The sequence below is a fragment of the Streptomyces sp. NPDC050564 genome, from assembly GCF_044457265.1.
Lineage (GTDB): Bacteria > Actinomycetota > Actinomycetes > Streptomycetales > Streptomycetaceae > Streptomyces.
Genome location: NZ_JBITGS010000013.1, coordinates 37,730 through 58,326, shown reverse-complemented (window position 1 = coordinate 58,326; position 20,597 = coordinate 37,730). Strand labels below are relative to the sequence as shown.

Here is a 20,597-nt window from a genome sequence, read left to right as displayed (position 1 = left end):
CTCGCCTTGCGACCTGCCCACAGTGGCCGTGGTCTGCCGTGTCTGCTGTGTGTCGGCCGCCGTCAGTCGGCCTTCGGGCGGCCGAGCGCTTCGATCCATGCGCGGATTGCCTCGCCCGTCGTCTGGGCGTGTTCGTCGAGCACGCTCAGATGACTGCCGGGCACGTCCACCGTGTCATGGAGTCCAGGCCAGGACGACCACGACGGCCAGTGCTCCGGCATGTGCGGCAGCGGTTGCGTGGCGCGCACCAGCAGGGTGGGAACCTCGGTCGGTTCCGGCTGCCAGCCGCGGAACATCCGGGTGTACGTGCCCAGCGACAGCAGCGTCAGGTCGTCCACCGCGGTGTCGAACCGCTCGCCCACCGCCAGCGGGATCCGGGCGGGCAGGGCCAGCAGCGACGGTTCGGCCTCCCGGGCCGGGGTGATGCGGTAGGCGTCCACGAGGACGAGCCCGGCCGGGGGAGCGCCCTCGGCCGCCAAACGAGTGGTCACTGCGTGCGCGGCCGAACCGCCCATGGAGTGGCCCACGACGACGTACGGACGGTCGCCGAGGTGGCGCCGCACTGTCGTGGCATGCAGCCCGGTCAGCGTCTCCAGATCCCGCGGCACGGCGTCCCCGTGGTCGACCCCGGGGTGCCGCAGCTCGAAGACGTCCCGCTCGCCGTGGAAGCAGGGGGCGAGCCCCACGTGCCAGGGCCGGCCGAGGTGCGTGGCGAAGCCCGGCACACAGACGAGCGCCGGGCCGCGTGCGCCGGTGGCCAGCCGCAACGGTGACACCGCGTGCCGGTCGCTGTCTTCGGGGCCGAAGGAGGGCGCGCCGAGCGATGCCGTCACCAGCAAGTGCATCGCCGAGACGACGTCGCCCGTCTCGCAGACCCGGCGGTACAGGGCCGGCAGGGACTGGCCTGCGCGGGGGCCGCGCGGACTTGATGAGCCCGGCGACGGAGACCGCACCGGAGCGGGCTGGGCGAAGTGCAGGGGAGCAGCCAGGACGTTGGCCGAGGGCGCAGGACTGGCGGTCCGGGTGGGGGTGGTCGGGTCGGTTGGTGCTGGTGTGGAGGGGGCGGTCGTGGAGGCCGCCGGACCGGTGGTTTGCGCGGACGCGGCCGCAGTACTCCGGGCCTGAGTGGACGCCACATGCGCCGAGGACGCCGGACTGGCGGTCAAGGCCGACGTGGACGGGACGGTCGGCGCTTGAGCGGGCAGGACGGTCTCGGCCTGAGCGGGCAGGAAGGTCTCCGCCGGAGTGGTGCGGACAGTCTCTGACGGAGTGGTGGGGACGGTCTCCGCCGGAGTAGTGCGGGCAGTCTCCGACGGAGTGGTGCCGACGGACTGCGCTTGAGCGGGCGCGCCGGTCCGCACTGGATGCGCGCGCACCCGATCCCGATCACTCTCCCTGGGCGCGGAAGCCACCCCTTCGGACAACTCCTCGCTCAACTCCCCGTACACGTGATCCGCGAGCGCCTCCGCGCTCGGCCAGTCGTACGCGACGGTGGCCGCCAGCGGTATGCCCGCCAACAGGCTCAGCCGGTTGCGCAGCAGCACGCTCATCAGTGAGTCGAGGCCCAGTTCGGGGAAGCCGCGGTCGACGGCGCTCGCGTCGGTGTGGCCGAGGATCGCGGCGACCTCGGAGCGGATCAGCTCCAGCAGGGCGGGCGCCCGCTCGGGCACCGGCAGGGACGCCAGCCGGTCCCGCCAGACCCCGGCGGTGCCGTCCGGCTCGTCGCCCTCGGCCGACGCCCCGGGCGAGGCCGTCGGCCGGGTGGGACGCAGCAGCCCACGCAATGGTGGCGGCACCGGTGCCCCGGCGGCCAGTGCCCCCGGCGAGCGGTCCAGCGGCAGCGGGGCAAGGACCGGCTCGCCGCTGCCCAGCGCGGTGTCGAAGAGCGCCAGAGCCTGCTCGGGGGAGACCGCCCGCACCGCGCCACCGTGGACTCGGCCGGTGCGGGCCGCCATCCCGTCCTCGTCCGCCCACGGCCCCCAGGCCAGCGACAGCGCGGGCAGCCCGAGTGCGGTGCGGTGGTGGGCGAGCGCGTCCAGGAAGGAGTTCGCCGCCGCGTAATTGGCCTGGCCGGGGTTGCCGAGCAGACCGGCGGCCGACGAGAACAGCACGAAGTGCGACAGGGGCAGTTCCTTCGTCAGCTCGTGCAGATGCCATGCCGCGTCAGCCTTCGGTCGCAGCACCGTCACCAGCCGATCGGGCGTCATCGCCTCCAGTACGCCGTCGTCCAGGACGCCGGCCGTGTGCACCACGGCGCTGAGGTCGGGCCCGAATTCTTTGATGACGGCGGCCAGTTGGCTCCGCTCGGCGGTGTCGCAGGCCACCAGCTCCACCTGCGCGCCCGCTTGCTCCAGCTCGGCCCGCATCGCTTGCGCGCTCGGCGCCTGAGGTCCACGCCGACCGATGAGCACGAGGCGCCGGACCCCGTGACGGGTGACCAGATGCCGGGCCAGCAGTGCGCCCAGGGATCCGGTGCCGCCGGTGATCAGGACGGTTCCTCGGCCGAGGGAACCGACGGCCACCGGCCCGGACGTGGGCGCCAGCCGGGGCACACTCAACAGGCCCTCATGGATGGAGAGTTGGGGTTCATCTGTGGCGACGGCCGCAGGCAGTAGCCGTAGGGAATCGGGTCGGCCGTCCACGTCCACGAGCGTGAGGCGCCCGGGGTACTCCGCCTGTGCGGAGCGCAGCAGCCCCCAGATTGTCGCGGCGGGCAGGTCGGGCGTCGCGGAGGTGGCACCGTGCGTCACGACGACCAGCCGACCGGGACCGGCGAGTCGCGTCCGCAACAGCTCCAGGGCTCGTACCGCCAGGGCGTGCGTGGCGTCGATAGGGTCGGCGTCCTCGGCTGAGAGGGCGGACAAGGACGCCACGGCCGTCTCGGGGACGCCTGCGGACCAGGACGCCACGACCGTCTCGGGGACGCGGGCAGCCAAGGACATCCCGGCCGCCGCACAGGAGTCCGCGGCCGCGAGCACCTCGGCCACGCCCAGGTCGTCGGGTTCCGTCACTGCCAGGGCGGGCGCCTGGTCGGCGGCGGGGACACCCCTCCAGCGCAGTCGGTACAGCTCCCCGGCCGGCCCGGCAGCCACATCCGGGACCGGACGTGTGGTCAGCGACTCCAGCCGGGCCACCGGCGCGCCCGTGGGCGTGGCGAGGTCCACGGCAGCAGTGTCCGGGCCGGTCGTCGTGATCCGTGCGCGCAGCGCTGCTGCCCCCGTGGCGTACAGCGTCATGCCTTGCCAGGCGAACGGCAACCGTGCCGGGCCGGTGGGCGGCTCGGCGAGCAGTCCGGCGTGCAGGGCGGCGTCGAGCAGCGCCGGATGGAGGGCGTGCCGCCGGGCATCCGTGCCGGGCACCGGGCCGACTTCGGCGAACACTTCGTTGCCCCGCCGCCACAGGGCGGTGACGCCTCGGAACGCCGGCCCGTACGCGTGACCGGTCGCTGCCAGCCGGTCGTAGGCGCCGGTGAGATCCACGGGTGTGGCGTCCGGCGGCGGCCACACGGCGAGCGAGGCCGCACGGCCCCGGTCGCCCGCGAGGGCCGGTCCGAGCCGCCCCGTCGCGTGGTGTGTCCAGCCGCCCAGCGCGCCGGACTGCTCGGGCCGGGAGTACACGTCCACCGTGCGGCGCCCGCCACCGTCCGGTTCTCCGACGGCCACCTGGAGTTGGAAGCGCTCCCCTTCGGTGGCGGGCAGAGGCAGCGGGGTCAGGAGGGCGAGATCCTCCAGTACGTCGAGACCGCACGCGTCGCCCGCCTGCAGCACCAGGTCGGCGAACGCGGCGCCGGGCACGAGGGCGTGTCCCCCCACCACGTGGTCGCACAGCCAGGGTTGGGCGGCGCCGGACAGTCGGCCACTGCACAGCAGGCGCTCCGTGCCCGGTACGCTGACCGTCTCTGTCAGCAGCGGATGGCCGGACGTGGTCGCGGGTTCCGCGGTGCCCGTGGTCAGCCAGTAGCGCTGCCGCTGGAAGGGGTACGTCGGCAGGTCGACCCGCCGGGCGCCGCTGTCCGCGTACACCCGATGCCAGTCCACCGGCACACCATGGACGTGGAGTTGAGCCAGTGCGCTGAACAGCGTGCGCGGTTCGGGCTCCGTGGCGCTCCGGCGGGCGGCGGCGGTGAACAGCGGTTCCTCATCGGCCGTGGCCAGACCTGTCATGGCCTGGGCCGTGAGCTGCGCGTCCGGGCCGATCTCCGCGAACGCCGTCACCCGCCCCTCGCGCGCAAGCCACTGCACGGCGTCCCCGAAGCGTACGGCCTCGCGGGCGTGCCGTACCCAGTACTCGGCCGACCGCAGCTCGTCCCCGGTGGCCGGACGTCCGGTCAGCCCCGACAGCACCGGGATGCGGGGTTCGTCGTATGCCAACCCGGCCGCGACACGGCCGAATTCGGCGAGCATCGGTTCCATCAGTGGTGAGTGGAAGGCGTGGCTGACGCGCAGCCGCGCGATGCGGCGTCCCCGTACGGCGAACCGCTCAGCGAGCGCGAGGACGGGCCCCTCCTCACCGGAGACGACGACCGCGCGCGGGCCGTTCACGGCCGCGATCGTGACCCCCTCGGTCAGCTCGCCGCTCACCTCCGCCTCGGTGGCGTCCAGCGCCACCATGGCGCCGCCCTCCGGCAGTCGGCGCATCAACCGGCCGCGGGCCGCCACCAGTTCGACGGCGTCAGGCTCGGACAGGACGCCCGCGGTGTGGGCCGCCGCCAGCTCTCCGACGGAGTGCCCGGCCAGGAAGTCCGGCCGCACGCCCCAGGACTCCAGTAACCGGAAGAGGGCCACCTCGAACACGAACAGGGCCGCCTGGGCGAAGTCCGTACGATCCAGCAGCGCGCCCTCGTCTGCTCCCCAGAGAACCGAGCGCAACGGACGCTCCAGATGCGGGTCGAAGCGCTCGCACAAGGCGTCGACGGCGGCCGAGAAGACCGGGAAGGCCTCGCACAACTCTTGCCCCATCCCGGGCCGTTGGGCGCCCTGACCGGTGAACAGCAGGGCCGTCCGACCGGTCGACCCCACCGCGTGCGGCGCGGCCGACACCGCCAGGATGTCCAGGGCACTCAGCAGCCCCTGGCGGTCGTCGGATGCGACGGCGGCCCGGTGGGGGAGTGCGGCTCGGGTGGTGGCGTGCGTGAACGCCACGTCCAGCAGGTCGAGTTCGGGCCGCTCGCGCAGTGCGGCCGCGGTCCGCGCGGCCTGGGCCCGCAGGGCGGCGCTGCTCGCGCCGGAGAGCAGCAGCGGCGGTGCCCCCGTGCGGCCACGAGGCGGTACGCCCGCGCGTTCCTCGGCCTCTTCCAGGATCACGTGCGCGTTGGTCCCGCCGATCCCGAACGCCGACACGCCTGCCCGGCGATGCTGCCCAGGCACGGGCCGCCACTCCTCCTCCTGGGTCAACAACCGCACGGCGTTCGACGACCAGTCCACCCGGGGCGACGGCTCGTCGGCGTGCAGCGTGCGGGGGAGCCGACCGTGCCGCATCGCCAGTACGGTCTTGATCACGCCGGCGACACCGGCCGCGGCCTGGGTGTGTCCGAGGTTGGACTTCAACGAGCCCAGCCAGAGCGGGCGTTCGGCCGGCCGACCCGGCCCGTACGCGGTCAGCAGCGCCTGCGCCTCGATCGGGTCGCCGAGCGCGGTGCCCGTGCCGTGCGCCTCCACGGCGTCGACATCGGCAGGTGACAGCCCCGCATCGGCGAGCGCCGCCTGGATCACCCGCTGCTGCGCCGGCCCGTTGGGCGCGGTCAGCCCGTTGGACGCACCGTCGGAGTTGACGGCGGAGCCGCGCAGCACCGCGAGCACCGGATGTCCGTTGCGCCGTGCGTCGGACAGCCGCTCCAGCAGGACCAGGCCCACGCCTTCGCCCCAGGCGGTGCCGTCGGCCGCTGCGGAGAAGGGTTTGCACCGGCCGTCCGGAGCCAGCCCGCGCAGCCTGCTGAACGCGATGAACGGCGCGGGCGTGGCCATGACGGTCACCCCGCCCGCGACGGCCAGCGCGCACTCGCCGTCGCGCAGCGACCGTGCGGCGGTGTGCAGGGCCACCAGCGACGACGAGCACGCGGTGTCCACCGTCACGGCGGGCCCGCGCAGGCCCAGGGTGTAAGCGATCCGGCCGGAGGCCACGCTGCCCGCCGAACCCAGCGCGAGATGGGCCTCCAGCTCGTGTCCGGCCCGGTGCAGCAGACGGCCCGCGTAGTCGGCGTGCATCACGCCCACGAAGACACCCGTGTCGCTGCCGCGCAGCCCCGACGGGTCGAGGCCCGCCCGCTCCACCAGCTCCCAGCCGGTCTCCAGGAGAAGCCGCTGCTGTGGATCGGTGGCCAGCGCCTCGCGGGGCGACATGCCGAAGAAGGCCGCGTCGAAGTCGGCTGCCCGGTGCAGGAAACCGCCCCTGCGGGTGACGGACGTTCCCGGCCGGTCCGGATCGGGGTCGTACAACTCGGCCACGTCCCAGCCGCGATCGGCGGGGAACTCGGAGGTGGCGTCGGTGCCGTCCGCCAGCAGCCGCCACAGATCCTCCGGGGACTCGACGCCGCCGGGGTAGCGGCAGGCCATGGCGACGATGGCGATCGGCTCCCCGGGCTCCGTGCGTGGTCCGCCGCCGGACGTACCTGCGGGCTGTGGCCGGCTGTCGTCCCGCAGCGCCTCGCGCACCCATGCCGCCGCGGCGGTGGGCGTGGGGTGGTCGAAGACGAGTGTCGCGGGCAGGTCGAGACCGGTCGTCGCGCCCAGCCGGTCGCGCAGCAGCACACCGCCGAGCGAGGTGAGCCCGAGCTCGGTGAAGGGCCGGTCGGGATCGACCGCGTGCGCAGGCACCCCGGCCGTCCGCGCGGTCTCTTCGAGCACCAGGTCCAGCACCGCGTCGGACACCGCCGCCAGCCGTTCGCGCAGGGCGGCCGTGGCGCTCGCCCGCTGCCCGGCGAGCCGCTCGGCCAACTCCTCGGCGAGCGCGGGCCGGACGATCTTGCCCGAGGGAGTACGGGGGACGGACACGGTCTCGTAGATCTCGTCCGGAACCTTGAACGCGGACAGCCGCTCCCGGCAGTCGGCGAGCACCCGCGCCGTGTCGATCCCGTGCGGTCCGGGGACGACGAAGGCGACCGGCACCTCGCCGAGGACGTCGTGCGGGCGGCCGACGACGGCGGCGTCGCTGACACCGGGGCAGGCGAGCAGTACCCGCTCCACCTCGGTCGGGTTGACGTTCTCACCACCGCGGATGATCAATTCTTTGACGCGGCCGGTGACTTGGATATGGCCGTGCGCCGTCCGCCGGCCGAGGTCCCCGGTTCGGTACCAGCCGTCCGTGAAGGCCTGGGCGGTGGCGTCGGGACGGTTGTGATAGCCGGTCATCAGGCCTGGGCCGCGAACCCAGATCTCCCCCTCCTCCCCGTCTCCGACCTCGACACGGGTGGACGGATCGGCCAGCCGCACAGCGAGCCCCGGCAGCGGTGGGCCGCTGGAGGCGTCGTCCCGGGGCCCGTCGATCCGGCTGACCGCGATCTTCCCGCAGGTCTCGGTGGATCCGTAGCCGTCGAGGAGGGGAGCGGCCAGCACATCCTCGACCTCCGCCCGCAGCTCAGGAGGGCAGGGCGCGCCCGCGGTGACGCACACCCGCAGGGAGTCGGAGACCGGATCGCCGGTCTCCCGCAGCGAGTCGAGGAGCAGTCGGTAGGTGGCGGGCACTCCGGCGAGCAGGGTGAACGGCTGCCCGGCGAGAGCGTGAGCGACGTTCGCGCCCCGGTCGAGCAGTTGGGCACTGGCACCGACCGAGACCACTCCCAGCAGGCACAGCGAGTGGGCGTAGCAGTGGAACATCGGCAGGGGCCAGAGCAGCCGGTCCCGCTCCCGCAGCCCGTACGCCGGTACGTAGGCCGCCGCCACCGACCACAGGGCGGAGCGCTGCGTGGAGACCACGCCCTTGCTCTCCCCGGTGGTGCCCGAGGTGTAGAGGATCCAGGCGGGTTCGTCGAGGCCGAGGTCGTCGCGGGGCGTTCGGCCCGGATCCGTCCCGGCCAGGTCCTCGAAGACGAGTGCGTCCGCGGGGGCATCGGCCGGCAGAGAGCCCTGGCCGACGACCACCGGCTGTACACCGGGCCGTCCCGCCGCCAGTCGGGCCACCCGCGGCAGCGACGGCTCCTCGGTGACGACCAGGACCGCGCCGCTGTCGTCGAGAAAGTACGCCAACTCCTCGTCGGACGCGGCGGGGTTGAGGAGCACGCCGATCGCTCCGGCCCGCAGCACGCCGAGACAGCCCTCCACCAGCTCCACCCGATTGCCCAGATGGATCGCGACGCGATCCCCACGTCGGATCCCGAGCCGGGCCAGGTGCCCCGCCAACCGTCGGGTACGTTCCTCCAACTCCCCGTAGGTGACGGAGCGATGGGCGTCCCGGTAGGCCGTCTTGTCTCCGAGCCGAGCCGCGTGCTCCCTCAAGGTGCCGGGCAGCGCACGCACCAACTCGCCCTGAAAATCCGCCATCCCCGCCCCTTCGGCCCTGGCTCGCTCCCGGCAACCGTACGTCAGTCGAACGGGCGCTCAGCGCGCCCGCGCCCCGGTCCTCGTGATCGTCCCGGACCGGCGCCGACCCCGTGAGACTCACCTCCGGGCTGCGGTCGGCGGGCGGCTGTCTGGGATGCTGGAGGGGTGTCGACCACCGCGCGGATACCCGAGCCTGTCACCCCGGACGCGCCCAGGGCCTTGAAGCGGCCGCTGCTCACGCAGCAGTGGCTCGATCTCGCCTTCGTGCACTGGGCTGTCGACCCGACCGATGTTGCCGGGCTGTTGCCTGAGGGAACCGTCCCCGACGTGCTCGACGGGATCACCTACGTCGGCCTGGTGGCTTTCCGGATGCACCGGGTCGGCTGGCTCGGGTCGCCCGGGGTGCCGTATCTGGGCACGTTCCCGGAGACCAACGTGCGCCTGTACTCGGTGGACGCGCATGGCCGGCGCGGCGTGGTCTTCCGGTCGATGGACGCCGCCAGGCTCGTGCCCGTACTGATGGGCCGGGCCGGCTTCCGGCTTCCGGCTTCCGTACAAGTGGTCCCGCATGGCCGTCCACGCCGACGACGACGTCATCACCTACACCAGCTCCCGGCGCCGGCCCGGCCCGCGCGGCGCATACAGCCGGATCGTCCTGCGGCCGGGCGAACCGGTGGCGGAGCCCACCGACTTGGAGCACTTCCTGACCGCCCGCTGGGGCATGCACAACACGTTCTTCGGCGACACCGGATACCTGCCGAACGAGCATCCGCGCTGGCCGTTGCACCGCGCGGAGCTGCTCGCCTGCGAGGAGAACCTGCTCGCGGCCGCCGGCGTGCCCACACCGCCGGGCGAACCGGTCAGCGTCCTGTACTCGCCCGGTGTCCCGGTCCGCCTGGGGCGGCCGGCCCGGCCGGGTGGCATCCCGACCCCCTGAGCGCCGGTTGCGAGAGCCGCGCACCGCGCCGCAATCCGCCGTGTCGCCGAAAACCCGCGACGATGGCTGTTCCCGCCGGTAGCAGGGACTGCTGCCGTGTCAAGAACTCCCATCCGATGCACTCGGTGCAGGCAGGAGCAGACATCATGGTCAAGGTAGGGCTCTTCGTTCGGATCGAGGCCAAGCCCGGACACGAAGCAGCGGTTGAGGCTCAACTCGCGGCGGCTCTCGCCGAAGTCGAGCAGGAAGCGGACACCACCGTCTGGCTCGCGCTCCGACTCGGCCCGTCGACGTTCGCGGTCGTGGAGGCGTTCCCGCATGAAGCCGGTCGGCAGGCTCATCTGGAAGCCGGCGTGGCGAGCCTTGCCGAGGGAGCTGCACAGCACCTGGCCGTGCAGCCGACGTTCGAGTACACCGAGATAGTCGCTGCCAAGATCCCCTCGCACCACAACGAGGTAGGCACTGCCTGATACGACACAAGTTGACCGGAGGCGACGGCCCCTGCTCCGCCCCGATGGCCGGGGCGGAGCCACGACGGTGGCAGGTCGGCGGTTACGCCGAAGACCTGGTCAGGGTCGGACCGGCTTGCCGCGTCCCCAGCCCCAGGCGAGCCGGTCGGCGCCGGACTGGTTGGTGGTGGCAAGCCACGGCCGGTTGGGATCGCCTGTCAGGCTCTGCAGCGAGTAGGTGTCGTCGGTACGCAGCCCGGGCCAGTAGACGGACCCCATCTTGAGCCGGCGGAAGGTGTCGGTGACGGCCTGAACGTAGTTGATGTAGTTGTTGGAGGGAGCCGGCTTGTTGTAGTCGAGGCCGGTGGTCATCGGGGCGCCGAACTCGTCGGCGACGGTCCGGTTCGCGCAGTCACCGATGCGCTCCTTCAGGTCGGCCACCCACTGGTCGTAGGTGGCGTAGTCCTTCCAGAAACCGTAGTGGTGCAGCGACAGGTAGGTGCCCTTCAGGCGCGGGTCGGCGCAGACGGAGGTGACGTGATCGTTGTAGCCGGCGCCGCTGACGAACACCCGGTTGCGGGGCACCGAGGGGTAGGTGGCCAGCCACTGCGCGGCGATGTCGGCCCACTCGGCGTCGGTGTAGCCGTGGGGCTCGTTCATCGGCTCGAAGTAGACCCGCGGGTCGTCCTTGTACGCGTCGACCACGGTCTTCCACATGGGCCAGTAGGTGGCAGGGTCGTCGATGAAGCCGTCCTTGCGGGAGCCCGTGCCCTCCCAGTACGAGAGGATGACCTTGAAGCCGCGGGCCGACGCTGCGTCGATCACCCCGCGATAGGACTTCCAGTAGGTGCCGTTGACCGTATACGGGTTGATGGGCAGTCGTACGGTGTTGGCGCCCAGGTTCGCGCGGAATGCCGAGATCACTCGACTCGCCTTGGCGTAGGTCTGGGCGTAGCTGTCGGAGGTCGACAGGCCGGACAGTACGACGGGGTCGTCGGCGAAGTTGTCGCGGGGATCGGCCCAGTTGACTCCCTTGAACTGGGTCGTGTCTCCGCTCGGCGCGGCGTAGGCGGGGCTGCCGGCGATGGTGGTGCCGCTGGTGCCCGCGATCAGGATCGCCACGAAGGCGGCACGCAGTCGTGGGGTGAAGCGGGTTCTGGCGGGGGTTTTGCGCATCGACTTGCCCTTTCAAGAGATGGCGACTCGGCGCAGGGCGGAGCCTGTGCGCGTCTGAGCGGCCGTCGGAAGGTGTGCCGGGCCGGACGGGTGGTGCCGGCTCGCCGCTGGTGGGCCCGGCGGTGGCCGGTGGTGTACCGGTTTGCCTGGCGCGGGGGAGTACAGGGCGCGGTCCGGGCACCCGCGCCTCCGGTGTACGTGACGGAGGCTTCCGGCCAGGCAGCTTGTTCTGAGGTCAAGTCCTCTCTGCTTCGCCCATCTCGACAGGCATGTTTGCGTAAACATGCATCGGCAGGGCTTGGCTCGGGCTCGGCTGGGGGAATGTTTACGTAAACATGACGGCGCCGGAATCGTGGCATCCGGCACAGCGATCGTCAAGGTTTCCCGCGCGTAACGTCGTTGCGCCGTGCCGCGGGTTCTCGGACCCGAGTTCGAGGGGAGGGGAGGTGAGGTGATGGACTCGAACGGGCGCGAGCGGCGGGTTCCCTGCTCAACACCCGGTGTGCGCCCCGCTGTTGCCCGTTCTCCGTACCCGCTGGGGGCGTTTGGTTCCGTTGCCGGCGCCCCCGGGTCGTCCGTGAACTGGGGACCTTTCTCGCCGTCTCGGCCGGGCGTCCCGGCCGCAGCCACCGTCGCGACATACCGGTCATAGATACCAACTTGACCCAAGTCCTACTAGTACGGTCCGCGTTGTATCCGGCGGGATTGTCTGCGGGGCGGAGTGGTGATGCATCAGACGGATGAGGCGGTCGGGGCGACGCGCACGGCCGTGCTGCCCGGGGGCCCCAGCGGCGCATCGCGGGCCCGCGTCCCCCGCCGCCGTCTCCTTGTCGTCGGGCTGGGGGTGGCGGTCGGCTGGAGCTGCACGTACGCGGCGGCCGAGCTCGCCCGCTCCGGGTGGTTGGGCGCCCCGGCCTTCGGGGCCTGGCGGACGGTGTGTCTCGCCATCACGGTCCAGGCGCTGCCGTTTCTGCTGCTCGGCACCGCCCTGTCCGGCGCGATCAACGCCTTCGTGCCGGCCTCTGTGTTCAGCAGGGCCCTGCCCAGTCGCCCCGCACTCGCCGTCCCGGTCGCCAGCGCCGCCGGTGTCGTCCTCCCGGGCTGCGAGTGCGCGTCGGTGCCGGTGGCGAACAGCCTGATCCGACGGGGCGTCACCCCGGCGGCGGCCTTCGCGTTCCTGCTCTCCGCCCCCGCCATCAACCCGGTCGTCCTGACCGCCACCGCCGTCGCCTTCCCCGGCAGCCCCGCCATGGTGGCCGCCCGACTGCTCGCCTCGCTCGTCACCGCCGCCGTGATGGGCTGGCTGTGGCTTTGGCTGGGGCGCGAGGAGTGGCTGCGGCCCGCGGCCCGCCACACCGGTCACCATCCGGGGCACAGCCGCTGGAACGAGTTCCGCCGCGGCTTTCAGCACGACTTCCTGCACGCCGGCGGCTATCTCGTCCTCGGTGCGGCCGCGGCGGCGACCTTCAACGTCGCCGTGCCGCGCTCCGTCCTCGACACGTTCTCCGGCTCACCCTGGCTCTCCGTGCTGTTCCTGGCCGGACTGGCGATCGTCCTCGCGGTCTGCTCCGAGGCCGACGCCTTCGTCGCCGCGTCGCTCGCCGGGTTCTCGCCGACCGCGCGACTGGCGTTCCTGGTGGTCGGACCCATGGTCGACCTGAAACTGATCGCCCTTCAGGCGGGCACCTTCGGCCGGGCGTTCGCTCTCCGCTTCTCCACCGCGACCGTCGTCGTGGCGGTCGTGTGCAGCGTGCTGATCGGAGGAGCCCTGCTGTGAGACACCGCGTACAAGCACTGCTCCTGGTCCTCTGCGGGCTCGGCCTCCTGCACGTCTCCCTCTTCTCGGACCTGTACCTGCGTTACGTGAAGGCAGGCCTGCGCCCGGCGCTCATCACCTCCGGCGCACTGCTCCTCGTGCTGGGCCTGCTGGCGGCCGCCCTCGACGGACGGGCGGACGCGCACGAGCCCGCGTACGACGGCAGTGAGGGCGACCACGACCATGACCACAGCGGTGATCACGACCGTGTCGGCGGTCATGGTCATGGAGGAGATGGTCCTGGCGGTCATCACGACCACTCGACCATGCCCCGGATCGCCTGGCTGCTGTTCCTTCCCGCCCTCAGCCTGCTCCTCTACGCGCCTCCCGCACTCGGCGCGTACACCGCTTCACGGGCCAACGAGAAGGCAGTCAAACAGCAGAGCCGGTTCGACCGGCTGCCGGCGACCTCGCCGCTGCCCATCACCCTCACGGACTTCACCCAGCGGGTGCAGCAGGACCGGGGGCGCAGCATCAAGGGCCGCAGCCTGTGGATGACGGGTTTCGTCACGCCGGCGCGGCAGGGTGGCGGCTGGTATCTGACCCGGATCATCTTCAACTGCTGCGCCGCGGACTCGCAGTCCATCAGGATCCGGGTGTACGGCGCCCCCGCACTGCCCCACGACACCTGGGTCTCCGTCACGGGAACCTGGCACCCGCAGGGTACGCTCGGCACGAAGTCGGCAGTCCCGGCCCTCGACGTCAGCGCCACCCAGCGGATCTCGCCACCGGTGAACGCCTATACGGACAGCCTTCCGCTCACACCGTCCTGACCCTGGGCGACGACGCCTTGCCCCATGCCCCGAGAGGCGGCGGGTCTTCGTGTGGCCTCGACCGCGAAGCGCGAACGGCAGGCTGAGCGGCGAGGAGAAACCCGTGCCTGCTCATGCTCGTGCTCTCGGTGTACCTCCGGGAGTCCTGCACCTGCCTCAAAGCTCGCGGCCGACCCGGCGATCGCACCGCAAGGAATCTACCGCCTCGCGACCGGCCGTTGGGCGTCGTGCTGGGAGCGGCGCTGTTGCCGACGGTGGCCGACGCGGTTGATCGAGCCGGGGCCTGCCTCCTGGATCATGGAATAGGGTCGCGGAAGTCCTTGGCGCTCTACTACGGTCCGGTCATGTTCCTTGTCACAGTGACCTACACGGCACCGCTGGATGAAGTGGACCGGTGGAGACCAGCGCACGGCGACTGGCTGAGTGATCTTATTTCGCGACGGCTGCTTCTCGTGGCCGGTCGCCAAGTGCCGCTCGTCGGCGGTGTCTACCTCGCCCCCAGGATGCCCGCCGAGGAACTTGACCATCTCCTCGCCACCGATCCGTACGTCCTCAACGGCGTCGCTACGCACGCCGTCGTGGAGTTCACGCCGCTGCTGGTAGCAACCGGTTTGGAAGACCTCAAGCTGCAGGAGTGAGCCAGGCTTTCTTTCCGGCTATGAGCGGAGCCAGATGAGGAGTGCGGTGGCGGTCACGGTGCCGAGGTAGACGTATCCGCGCCGACGGCTCTGAACTGCTTCAGCTTCCCAATGGCCCGCTCCACCGTGTTGCGATCTTTGCAGCGTTCCTTGTCGAAGTCCGGAGGCCGTCCGCCGCGTGAACCCCGGCGTATCCGGGCGGCCCTGGGGTCCTTCTTTTCCGGGATGACGTGCCGGTTGCCGCGCTTGGTACATGCGGATCTTGCGGTTGCTGTATGCCTTATCGGCGGAGACGTTGTCGGGCGTGCGGGGGGCCCAGTCTGGCCCGAGGGACACGGATCTTGTCCAGGACCACTTCGTACTGTGTGCAGTTCGCCCGCTGCCCCGGCGTGATCAGCAGGGACAGCGGGCGGTATCGGCCCTTCGCGGCGATATGGATCTTGCAGGTCAGTCCGCCGCGGGAGCGACCGAGACCTTGCCCTGCCGCACCGCCTCCTCCAGCAGGCCCCGCAGACTCGCCAGCACCTGAACTGATCTTTGTGCAGCCCTTCTTGAGACCGCTGGTGGCGTCGGCGGTGGGCCCTTGGTGCCCCGGCCGCGTGCTGGTGCGCACGGGTGATGGTGGAGTCGACGTTGATGTTCCAGTCGATGAGACCCTCGACCTCGGCGGTGGCCTGGACGTGCTGGAGCAGCATCTCCCAGGTGCCGGCGGCCGACCACAGCAAGTGCCTTCTTTTGGAAGAACCCATGGTTCAAGGCCCGTCAGGGCTGACACCCGGGGGAGGCGAGGGCCGCGCTCGTCACCTCCTCGCCGGTTCACGTCCCTGTCGGCTCACCACCAGGAGGTGGGGTAGACCCCCCGCTGCAGACGGGCGGAGATCATCTGCACCACGACGAGCAGCACCGCACCGGCAGCCAGCAGGGGTACGAAACGGTCGGCCGGCGGACTGGTGAGCATGATCATCACGGCGGTCGCCATGGCCGGCGGATGGGCCGCCTTGAGTATGAGCACAAGTCCGCAGGCGATGCCGCAGGCCACGGTAGCGGCCCACGGGCCGTGCCAGCCGAGGGCGAGCACCGCGAAGCAGACGAGGCAGGACAGCATGTGGCCGCCGATGACATGGCGAGGCTGCGCGAGAGGTGAGTCCGGAGTGGCGGTGACGATCGCCATGGTGGCCGCGAGCGGTGGTACGAGCACCGATTGGTGCGCGAGCGTCCCCATGAGCACCAGGACGGCGAGTCCGACCGACGTAGTGATGGCCGCCGATGCGACCGTGCGCCGGGGCAGCCGCGGTTCGTCGGGTTTCCGCCTGCGAATAGCGGGCCGCTTTGTCGAGCGCGCTCGGGCATCCATCGTGTCGGGTATCCCGGGCGCGTCACACGCCATGAACGCGGCATTCCTGTCCGGACGGGAGGCCGAGGGCGACTGAGTCGCCCGGCCGCCGCGCACCGTGCGTCCGCATCAGGCGGAGGGGAGGCGAGGTCTCTGGGCTGCCGGTCGGTGTGCACACCTGCGGGGCGCACGGAATCAGCATGCGAACTCCTCGGAAACGCCCCCGCTTCCGGCCCACGGCGGCTCGTCGTCCGTGAAGGCGGGGATCATGTCCAGCATCCTGACCTCGCCGACGAACCCCTGTCCAAGCCCACTTCCTTATCGCTTGATCGAGGTCCTCTATCGAACGGCTCCTGCGTGGCACGGCTCCAGGGTCCGGTTGAGCGGGTGTCAGAGGTTGACGCTCTTCATGCCGGCCTCGTCGTAGCGCTCCCCGGCAGGCTCGGGGAGTTCGGCCTCGATGCGTGCCAGATCCTCCTGCGTCAGCTCGACGTCCACAGCGCCGGCGTTCTGATCGAGATAGGTACGGCGCTTGGTACCCGGGATCGGAACCAGGTCGTCGCCTTGAGCGAGCACCCAGGCGATCGCCAACTGCGCCGCCGTCACGTCTTTCTCCGCGGCGATTTCCTTCACCTTCTCCGCGAGCCTGAGGTTCGCCTCCAGATTGCCGCCGGTGAAGCGGGGGCCGCTGCGGCGGAAGTCGCCCTCGTCGAGTTCGTCGGGGGAGGAGAACCGGCCCGCGAGGAAGCCGCGGCCCAGGGGGGAGTAGGGGACGAACCCGATCCCGAGTTCCCGGCAGGTGGGCAGGACCTCCGTTTCCGGGTCACGCGTCCACAGGGAGTACTCGGTCTGTAGCGCCGTGATGGGGTGAACGGCGTTCGCACGGCGGATGGTCTCCGGCCCGGCCTCGCTCAGACCGATGTGGCGTACCTTGCCCTCGGCGACCAGCTCCGCCATGGCGCCGACGGTCTCCTCGATCGGCACGCCGGGGTCGACGCGGTGCTGGTAGTAGAGGTCGACATAGTCGGTTCCCAGCCGCTTGAGCGAGCCGTGAATCGAGCTGCGCACGTGCTCGGCGGAGCCGTCCTGGCGCCCGATCGTGCTGATGTCACCCGCAATGGCGTCGTCCATCCGGTAGTTGAACTTCGTGGCGATCACATACTGGTCGCGATGACCCTTGATGGCGCGGCCGACGAGTGTCTCGTTCGTGAGCGGCCCGTAGAGCTGTGCGGTGTCGAGGAAGTCGATGCCCAGATCGAGGGCGTGGCGGATGGTCCTGATGCCCTCGTCCTCGTCGGTCGTGCCGTAGAAGGCGGACATCCCCATGCAGCCGAGGCCGATGGCTGACACCTGGAGGTCTCGCAGCCTGCGCTGATCCATGTGAGTCCCAACCTTTCCCTACAGAGTTGATCTTCGCTCGGGGGGAGGTACGTGGCGGATGCCGCGAACTCCTCATGGCCTCTGCGGCCTTCATCCATTTAGCTGTGGATTCCGTGTGTCGGCATCTCGATGCGGCGGGCTCTCGAGACGATCGCCCGTTGGAGCATCTGAGGGCTTGGGGCCGAGTGGGCCGCATGGAGTTCCGCGATGGCGAAAGAGCGGCGCGGGGCGGCGCCGACCGACACAAGGAGCCATGATGCCCACCACCGCCCCGACGTATTTCGGCGCTTTCCAGAAACATCGCGAGGAGCCGCGGGACCGAGTGATCGGTTCGTCCCTGGGGAGCCGTGGGCTGTGTTCCCGCGGGTGGTGCCACCACCGCGAGAACGGGGACGAAGGGGACCCGCGGCGCCACCGACGGTGCGAACGATCCCCAAGCGTCGGGGCGGAAACCGGCCTCGTCGGCGCCACAGCAGAGCTGTCTCGGGCGGAAGAACTGCCGCTGAGGGATTTACGGCTGCGTCGATGACCCAGGCGTGCGAATGCTCCGCCGGTCAGCACGTCCGATTCACAGACCTGCCGACGCAGTACTCGACGACCCACCGGCGCCGGGTGAAACGGGCTGAATACAGCGGCGCCGCCCTGGGCCGAGCCGTGGTCACGCCGGGGCTCCCGGGTCGGCTGCCTCCTCGTCAGGGAAGAGCGCCTCCGCCTCGGCCAGCGACAGGCCGGGCCCCTCGTCGGCGTCCGGCAGCGCCTGTTCGGCCCAGATCACCTTGCCCTGGGGCGTGTACCGGGTGCCCCAGCGCTCGGTTATCTGCGACACCAGGAACAGGCCTCGGCCTCCCTCGTCCATCGTCGCGGCGTAGCGCAGGTGCGGGGAGGTGCTGCTGCCGTCGGCCACCTCACAGATCAGCGTACGGTCGTGGATCAGCCGCACGTGGAGCGGCTCGGAGCCGTAGCGGATGGCGTTGGTGATGAGCTCACTCAGGACGAGCTCCATGCTGAAGCCGAGTTCGGACAGGCCCCACTCGTCGAGCTTTTGGGAGACGGCGTCGCGCATCCCCGCGACGGCGGCAGGGTCGAACGGCACATCCCAGTCGGCGACCCGGTCGGACGGCAGGCCGCACGTGCGGGCGATGAGCAGGGCGACGTCGTCCTTGGGACGCCCGGGCAGCAGCTCGTCCAGCACAGCCTGGCAGCTGTCCTCGGGCGGCCGGTCGGGGTGGCCCGCCAGGGCAGCGCGCAGCATTTCCATTCCCACGTCCAGGTCGCGCCTGCGGTCCTCGATGAGGCCGTCGGTGTAGAGGACGAGCTGGGTGCCCTCCGCTAGGTCCAACTCGGCGTTCTGGAAGGGCATGCCGCCGAGGCCCAGGGGAGGCCCGGTCGGCACGTCGGCGAAGGTGACGGTTCCGTCGGGGTGGACGAGCGCGGGCGTCAGGTGCCCGGCACGCGCCATGACGCAGCGGCGTGTCACCGGGTCGTAGATCGCGTACAGGCAGGTGGCGCCCAGGACGCCCGTGGGACTCTCCGTGCCCGCCTCGTCCAGGTCGATGCGGCCGACCAGGTCGTCCAAGTGGCTCAGCAGCTCGTCGGGCGGCAGATCGAGGGTGGAGAAGTTGTGCACCGCGGTCCGCAGCCGCCCCATCGTGGCGGCCGCGTGGAGGCCGTGGCCGACCACATCGCCGACGACCAGCGCCACCCGGCTCCCCGGCAGGGGAATGACATCGAACCAATCGCCGCTCACGCCCGACTGGGCGGGCAGGTAGCGGTAGCCGACGTCGACGGCGCTCTGCTCGGGGAGGGCCCGCGGCAGCAGGCTGCGCTGGAGGGTGACCGCCAGGGCGTGCTCGCGGGAGTAGCGACGGGCGTTGTCGATGCTGACGGCGGCACGGGCCACCAGTTCCTCCGCCAGCGACAGCTCCTCCTCGTCGAAGGGTTCGTGCTCCTTGGAGCGCCAGAAGTTGGCCATGCCCAGTATGACGCCGCGGGCCTGGATCGGGGCGGCGATGAGGGAATGGATGCCGTAGTCAATGATCCGCTTGGTGCGCTCCGGGTCCTGCGCGTGCCAGCCCGTGGCGGTCGACAGGTCGGTCACCAGCTCGGAGCGGCCGCTGCCGAAGCCGCGCGCCTGGGGCGTGGAGGGCAGAAAGTCGATCAGTCGGCCCTTTTCGTAGAGCGGATGGTCGTCCCTGATGCCGCACACGGCGGTGCGTCGGATGTCCGTCGCCGTGGGGGCCGGCTCCTCGCCGCGCAGCACGGCGTCGGCCAGGTCCACGGTGACGAAGTCGGCGAAGCGGGGAACGGGGACGCGCGCCAGCTCGTCGGCGGTACGCAGCACGTCCAGGGTGGTGCCGATGCCGAGTCCGGCGTCGTACAGCAGCTTGAGCCGCTCCCGTGCGATCTCGGCCCGGCCGGTCAGCGCCTGCAGCTCGGTGGAGTCGCGCAGTGTCACCACCGTTCCCCTGGGGCCTCCGTCACGCTCCAGGGGGCGCTGGTTGACCGCCAGCAGCCGCTCTCCGGCGAAGTGCACCTCGTCAATGGCCTCGCGCCCGGAGTCGAGCAGTGCCACCGTCTCGGGGTCGAGGCTCGACAACTCCGACACCTGCTGTCCCTCGACGTCGGGGGGCAGCTCCAGCAGCCGTCTGGCTTCGTCGTTCGCCAGCAACAGCCGTCCGTCGTCGGCGACGATGAGCACCCCTTCCCGCACGGAGTGCAGCACCGCGTCGTGGTGGTCGTACATGCGGGTCATCTCGTCCGGGGCCAGGCTGTGGGTCTGCCGCCGCAGCCGTCTGCCCACCAGTGCCGTCCCGCCTGTGGCCACCACGAGCGCCCCGGCCCCGGCGCCCAGGATGATCGGCAGTTGCCGCCACACCTGAAGGGTCACGTTTTTGACCTTCAGCCCGGCGGAGACGAGGCCCACCACCTTGCCGTCCGGGTTCTCGATGGGGACGGTGGCCTGGACCTCGTGGCCGAGCGGACCGTGGACGCTTTCCGTGTAGACCTTCCCCGCCAGCGACGGCCCGATGTTGCCCACGAACCGCTTGCCGATTCGGCTCGGCAGGGGGTGGGTGTAGCGGATGCCCTTGGTGTCCATGACCACGATGAAGTCCACGCCGGCGGCCTTGCGCCCTGCCTCGGTGAGCGGCTGGAGAATCTTGCTCGGGTCGGGGGCCTGTAGTGCCGCCAGGACACCGGGAGAGTGTGCGAAGGTCTGCGCCACGGCTATGGAGCGGCGCACGGCCTCGGCTGTGGTGTCCCGTTTCGACTGCAGGGCGAGGGCGAAGACGCCACACGCCACGAGCAGCACTACCAGGGCCACCTGGAAGACCAGCACCTGCCCGGCTACGCTGCGCGGGCTCTTGCTGACCAGTGGCCGGAGTGAGATGCGTCGAAAACCGGCGAATCGTTTCGCCATGTGACCTTTCTAGCACTGGTGATCCCGGGTGGCCATGGTCCCTCCGAGGAGTGATCCCCATCTGGCTCGGCCTCCGGCGCCTGCCCGGGCCGACGTTCCGTGACCTCTTCGCCCGGCAATTTTCGTCGCGCTGCCGTGTCTCTCCTTCGAGCGGGCCGCTCTCTCGGTCGAGTGGACCGCGCATCCGCGGTGCGATCGGCTGA

9 protein-coding genes and 1 pseudogene are annotated in these 20,597 nt (G+C 71.1%); 5 read left to right on the top strand and 5 right to left on the bottom strand.

What is annotated here, in order from left to right:
- Positions 1-62: 62 nt before the first annotated feature.
- The gene (locus ACIBK0_RS21540) at positions 63-8,474 is read right to left on the bottom strand and encodes an SDR family NAD(P)-dependent oxidoreductase (RefSeq protein ID WP_399082075.1); all 8,412 of its coding nucleotides are present in this window, start codon (positions 8,472-8,474) and stop codon (positions 63-65) included.
- Positions 8,475-8,639: 165 nt separating this feature from the next.
- Between ACIBK0_RS21540 and ACIBK0_RS21535 the strand changes: the two are divergent.
- Positions 8,640-9,411 (top strand): annotated as a pseudogene (locus ACIBK0_RS21535) (YqjF family protein).
- 62 nt (positions 9,412-9,473) lie between these two features.
- Positions 9,474-9,881 carry an antibiotic biosynthesis monooxygenase gene (locus tag ACIBK0_RS21530; RefSeq protein WP_399082072.1) on the top strand — a complete coding sequence of 136 codons (408 nt, stop codon included), beginning with the start codon at positions 9,474-9,476 and terminating at the stop codon, positions 9,879-9,881.
- 99 nt (positions 9,882-9,980) lie between these two features.
- Here the strand turns inward: ACIBK0_RS21530 and ACIBK0_RS21525 are convergent, their stop codons facing one another.
- Positions 9,981-11,036 (bottom strand): glycoside hydrolase family 5 protein, encoded by a 1,056-nt coding sequence (locus ACIBK0_RS21525; RefSeq protein ID WP_399082069.1) that lies wholly within the window; start codon positions 11,034-11,036, stop codon positions 9,981-9,983.
- A 727-nt stretch (positions 11,037-11,763) separates the two neighbouring features.
- On the opposite strand from ACIBK0_RS21525, the gene ACIBK0_RS21520 reads away from it, so the two are divergent.
- The 3 genes from ACIBK0_RS21520 to ACIBK0_RS21510 all read left to right on the top strand — a co-directional run bounded on the left by ACIBK0_RS21520 (position 11,764) and on the right by ACIBK0_RS21510 (position 14,263).
- Entirely contained in the window at positions 11,764-12,813 is a 1,050-nt protein-coding gene (locus ACIBK0_RS21520) for a permease (RefSeq protein WP_399082066.1), read from the top strand.
- Positions 12,810-13,625: a TIGR03943 family putative permease subunit gene (locus ACIBK0_RS21515; RefSeq protein ID WP_399082063.1), complete on the top strand. Its 816-nt coding sequence runs from the start codon at positions 12,810-12,812 to the stop codon at positions 13,623-13,625. Before ACIBK0_RS21520 ends, ACIBK0_RS21515 begins: the two co-directional genes overlap by 4 nt.
- Positions 13,626-13,969: 344 nt before the next feature.
- Positions 13,970-14,263 (top strand): YciI family protein, encoded by a 294-nt coding sequence (locus ACIBK0_RS21510; RefSeq protein WP_399082059.1) that lies wholly within the window; start codon positions 13,970-13,972, stop codon positions 14,261-14,263.
- 832 nt (positions 14,264-15,095) lie between these two features.
- On the opposite strand, the gene ACIBK0_RS21505 is transcribed toward ACIBK0_RS21510, so the two are convergent.
- The 3 genes from ACIBK0_RS21505 to ACIBK0_RS21495 form a co-directional block, all read right to left on the bottom strand.
- Positions 15,096-15,650 carry an HPP family protein gene (locus ACIBK0_RS21505; RefSeq protein ID WP_399082056.1) on the bottom strand — a complete coding sequence of 185 codons (555 nt, stop codon included), beginning with the start codon at positions 15,648-15,650 and terminating at the stop codon, positions 15,096-15,098.
- Positions 15,651-15,986: 336 nt separating this feature from the next.
- Positions 15,987-16,976, bottom strand: a complete 990-nt coding sequence (locus ACIBK0_RS21500; protein ID WP_399082053.1) for an aldo/keto reductase — start codon at positions 16,974-16,976, stop codon at positions 15,987-15,989.
- Between the two features lie 658 nt (positions 16,977-17,634).
- Entirely contained in the window at positions 17,635-20,394 is a 2,760-nt protein-coding gene (locus ACIBK0_RS21495; RefSeq protein WP_399082050.1) for a SpoIIE family protein phosphatase, read from the bottom strand.
- Positions 20,395-20,597 lie beyond the last annotated feature (203 nt).

Coding starts and splice junctions, on each gene's coding strand:
- ACIBK0_RS21525 (WP_399082069.1), bottom strand. CDS start 11,036: ATGCGCAAAACCCCCGCCAGAACCCGCTTCACCCCACGACTGCGTGCC.
- ACIBK0_RS21530 (WP_399082072.1), top strand. CDS start 9,474: ATGGCTGTTCCCGCCGGTAGCAGGGACTGCTGCCGTGTCAAGAACTCC.
- ACIBK0_RS21540 (WP_399082075.1), bottom strand. CDS start 8,474: ATGGCGGATTTTCAGGGCGAGTTGGTGCGTGCGCTGCCCGGCACCTTG.
- ACIBK0_RS21510 (WP_399082059.1), top strand. CDS start 13,970: ATGTTCCTTGTCACAGTGACCTACACGGCACCGCTGGATGAAGTGGAC.
- ACIBK0_RS21500 (WP_399082053.1), bottom strand. CDS start 16,976: ATGGATCAGCGCAGGCTGCGAGACCTCCAGGTGTCAGCCATCGGCCTC.
- ACIBK0_RS21495 (WP_399082050.1), bottom strand. CDS start 20,394: ATGGCGAAACGATTCGCCGGTTTTCGACGCATCTCACTCCGGCCACTG.
- ACIBK0_RS21520 (WP_399082066.1), top strand. CDS start 11,764: ATGCATCAGACGGATGAGGCGGTCGGGGCGACGCGCACGGCCGTGCTG.
- ACIBK0_RS21505 (WP_399082056.1), bottom strand. CDS start 15,650: ATGGCGTGTGACGCGCCCGGGATACCCGACACGATGGATGCCCGAGCG.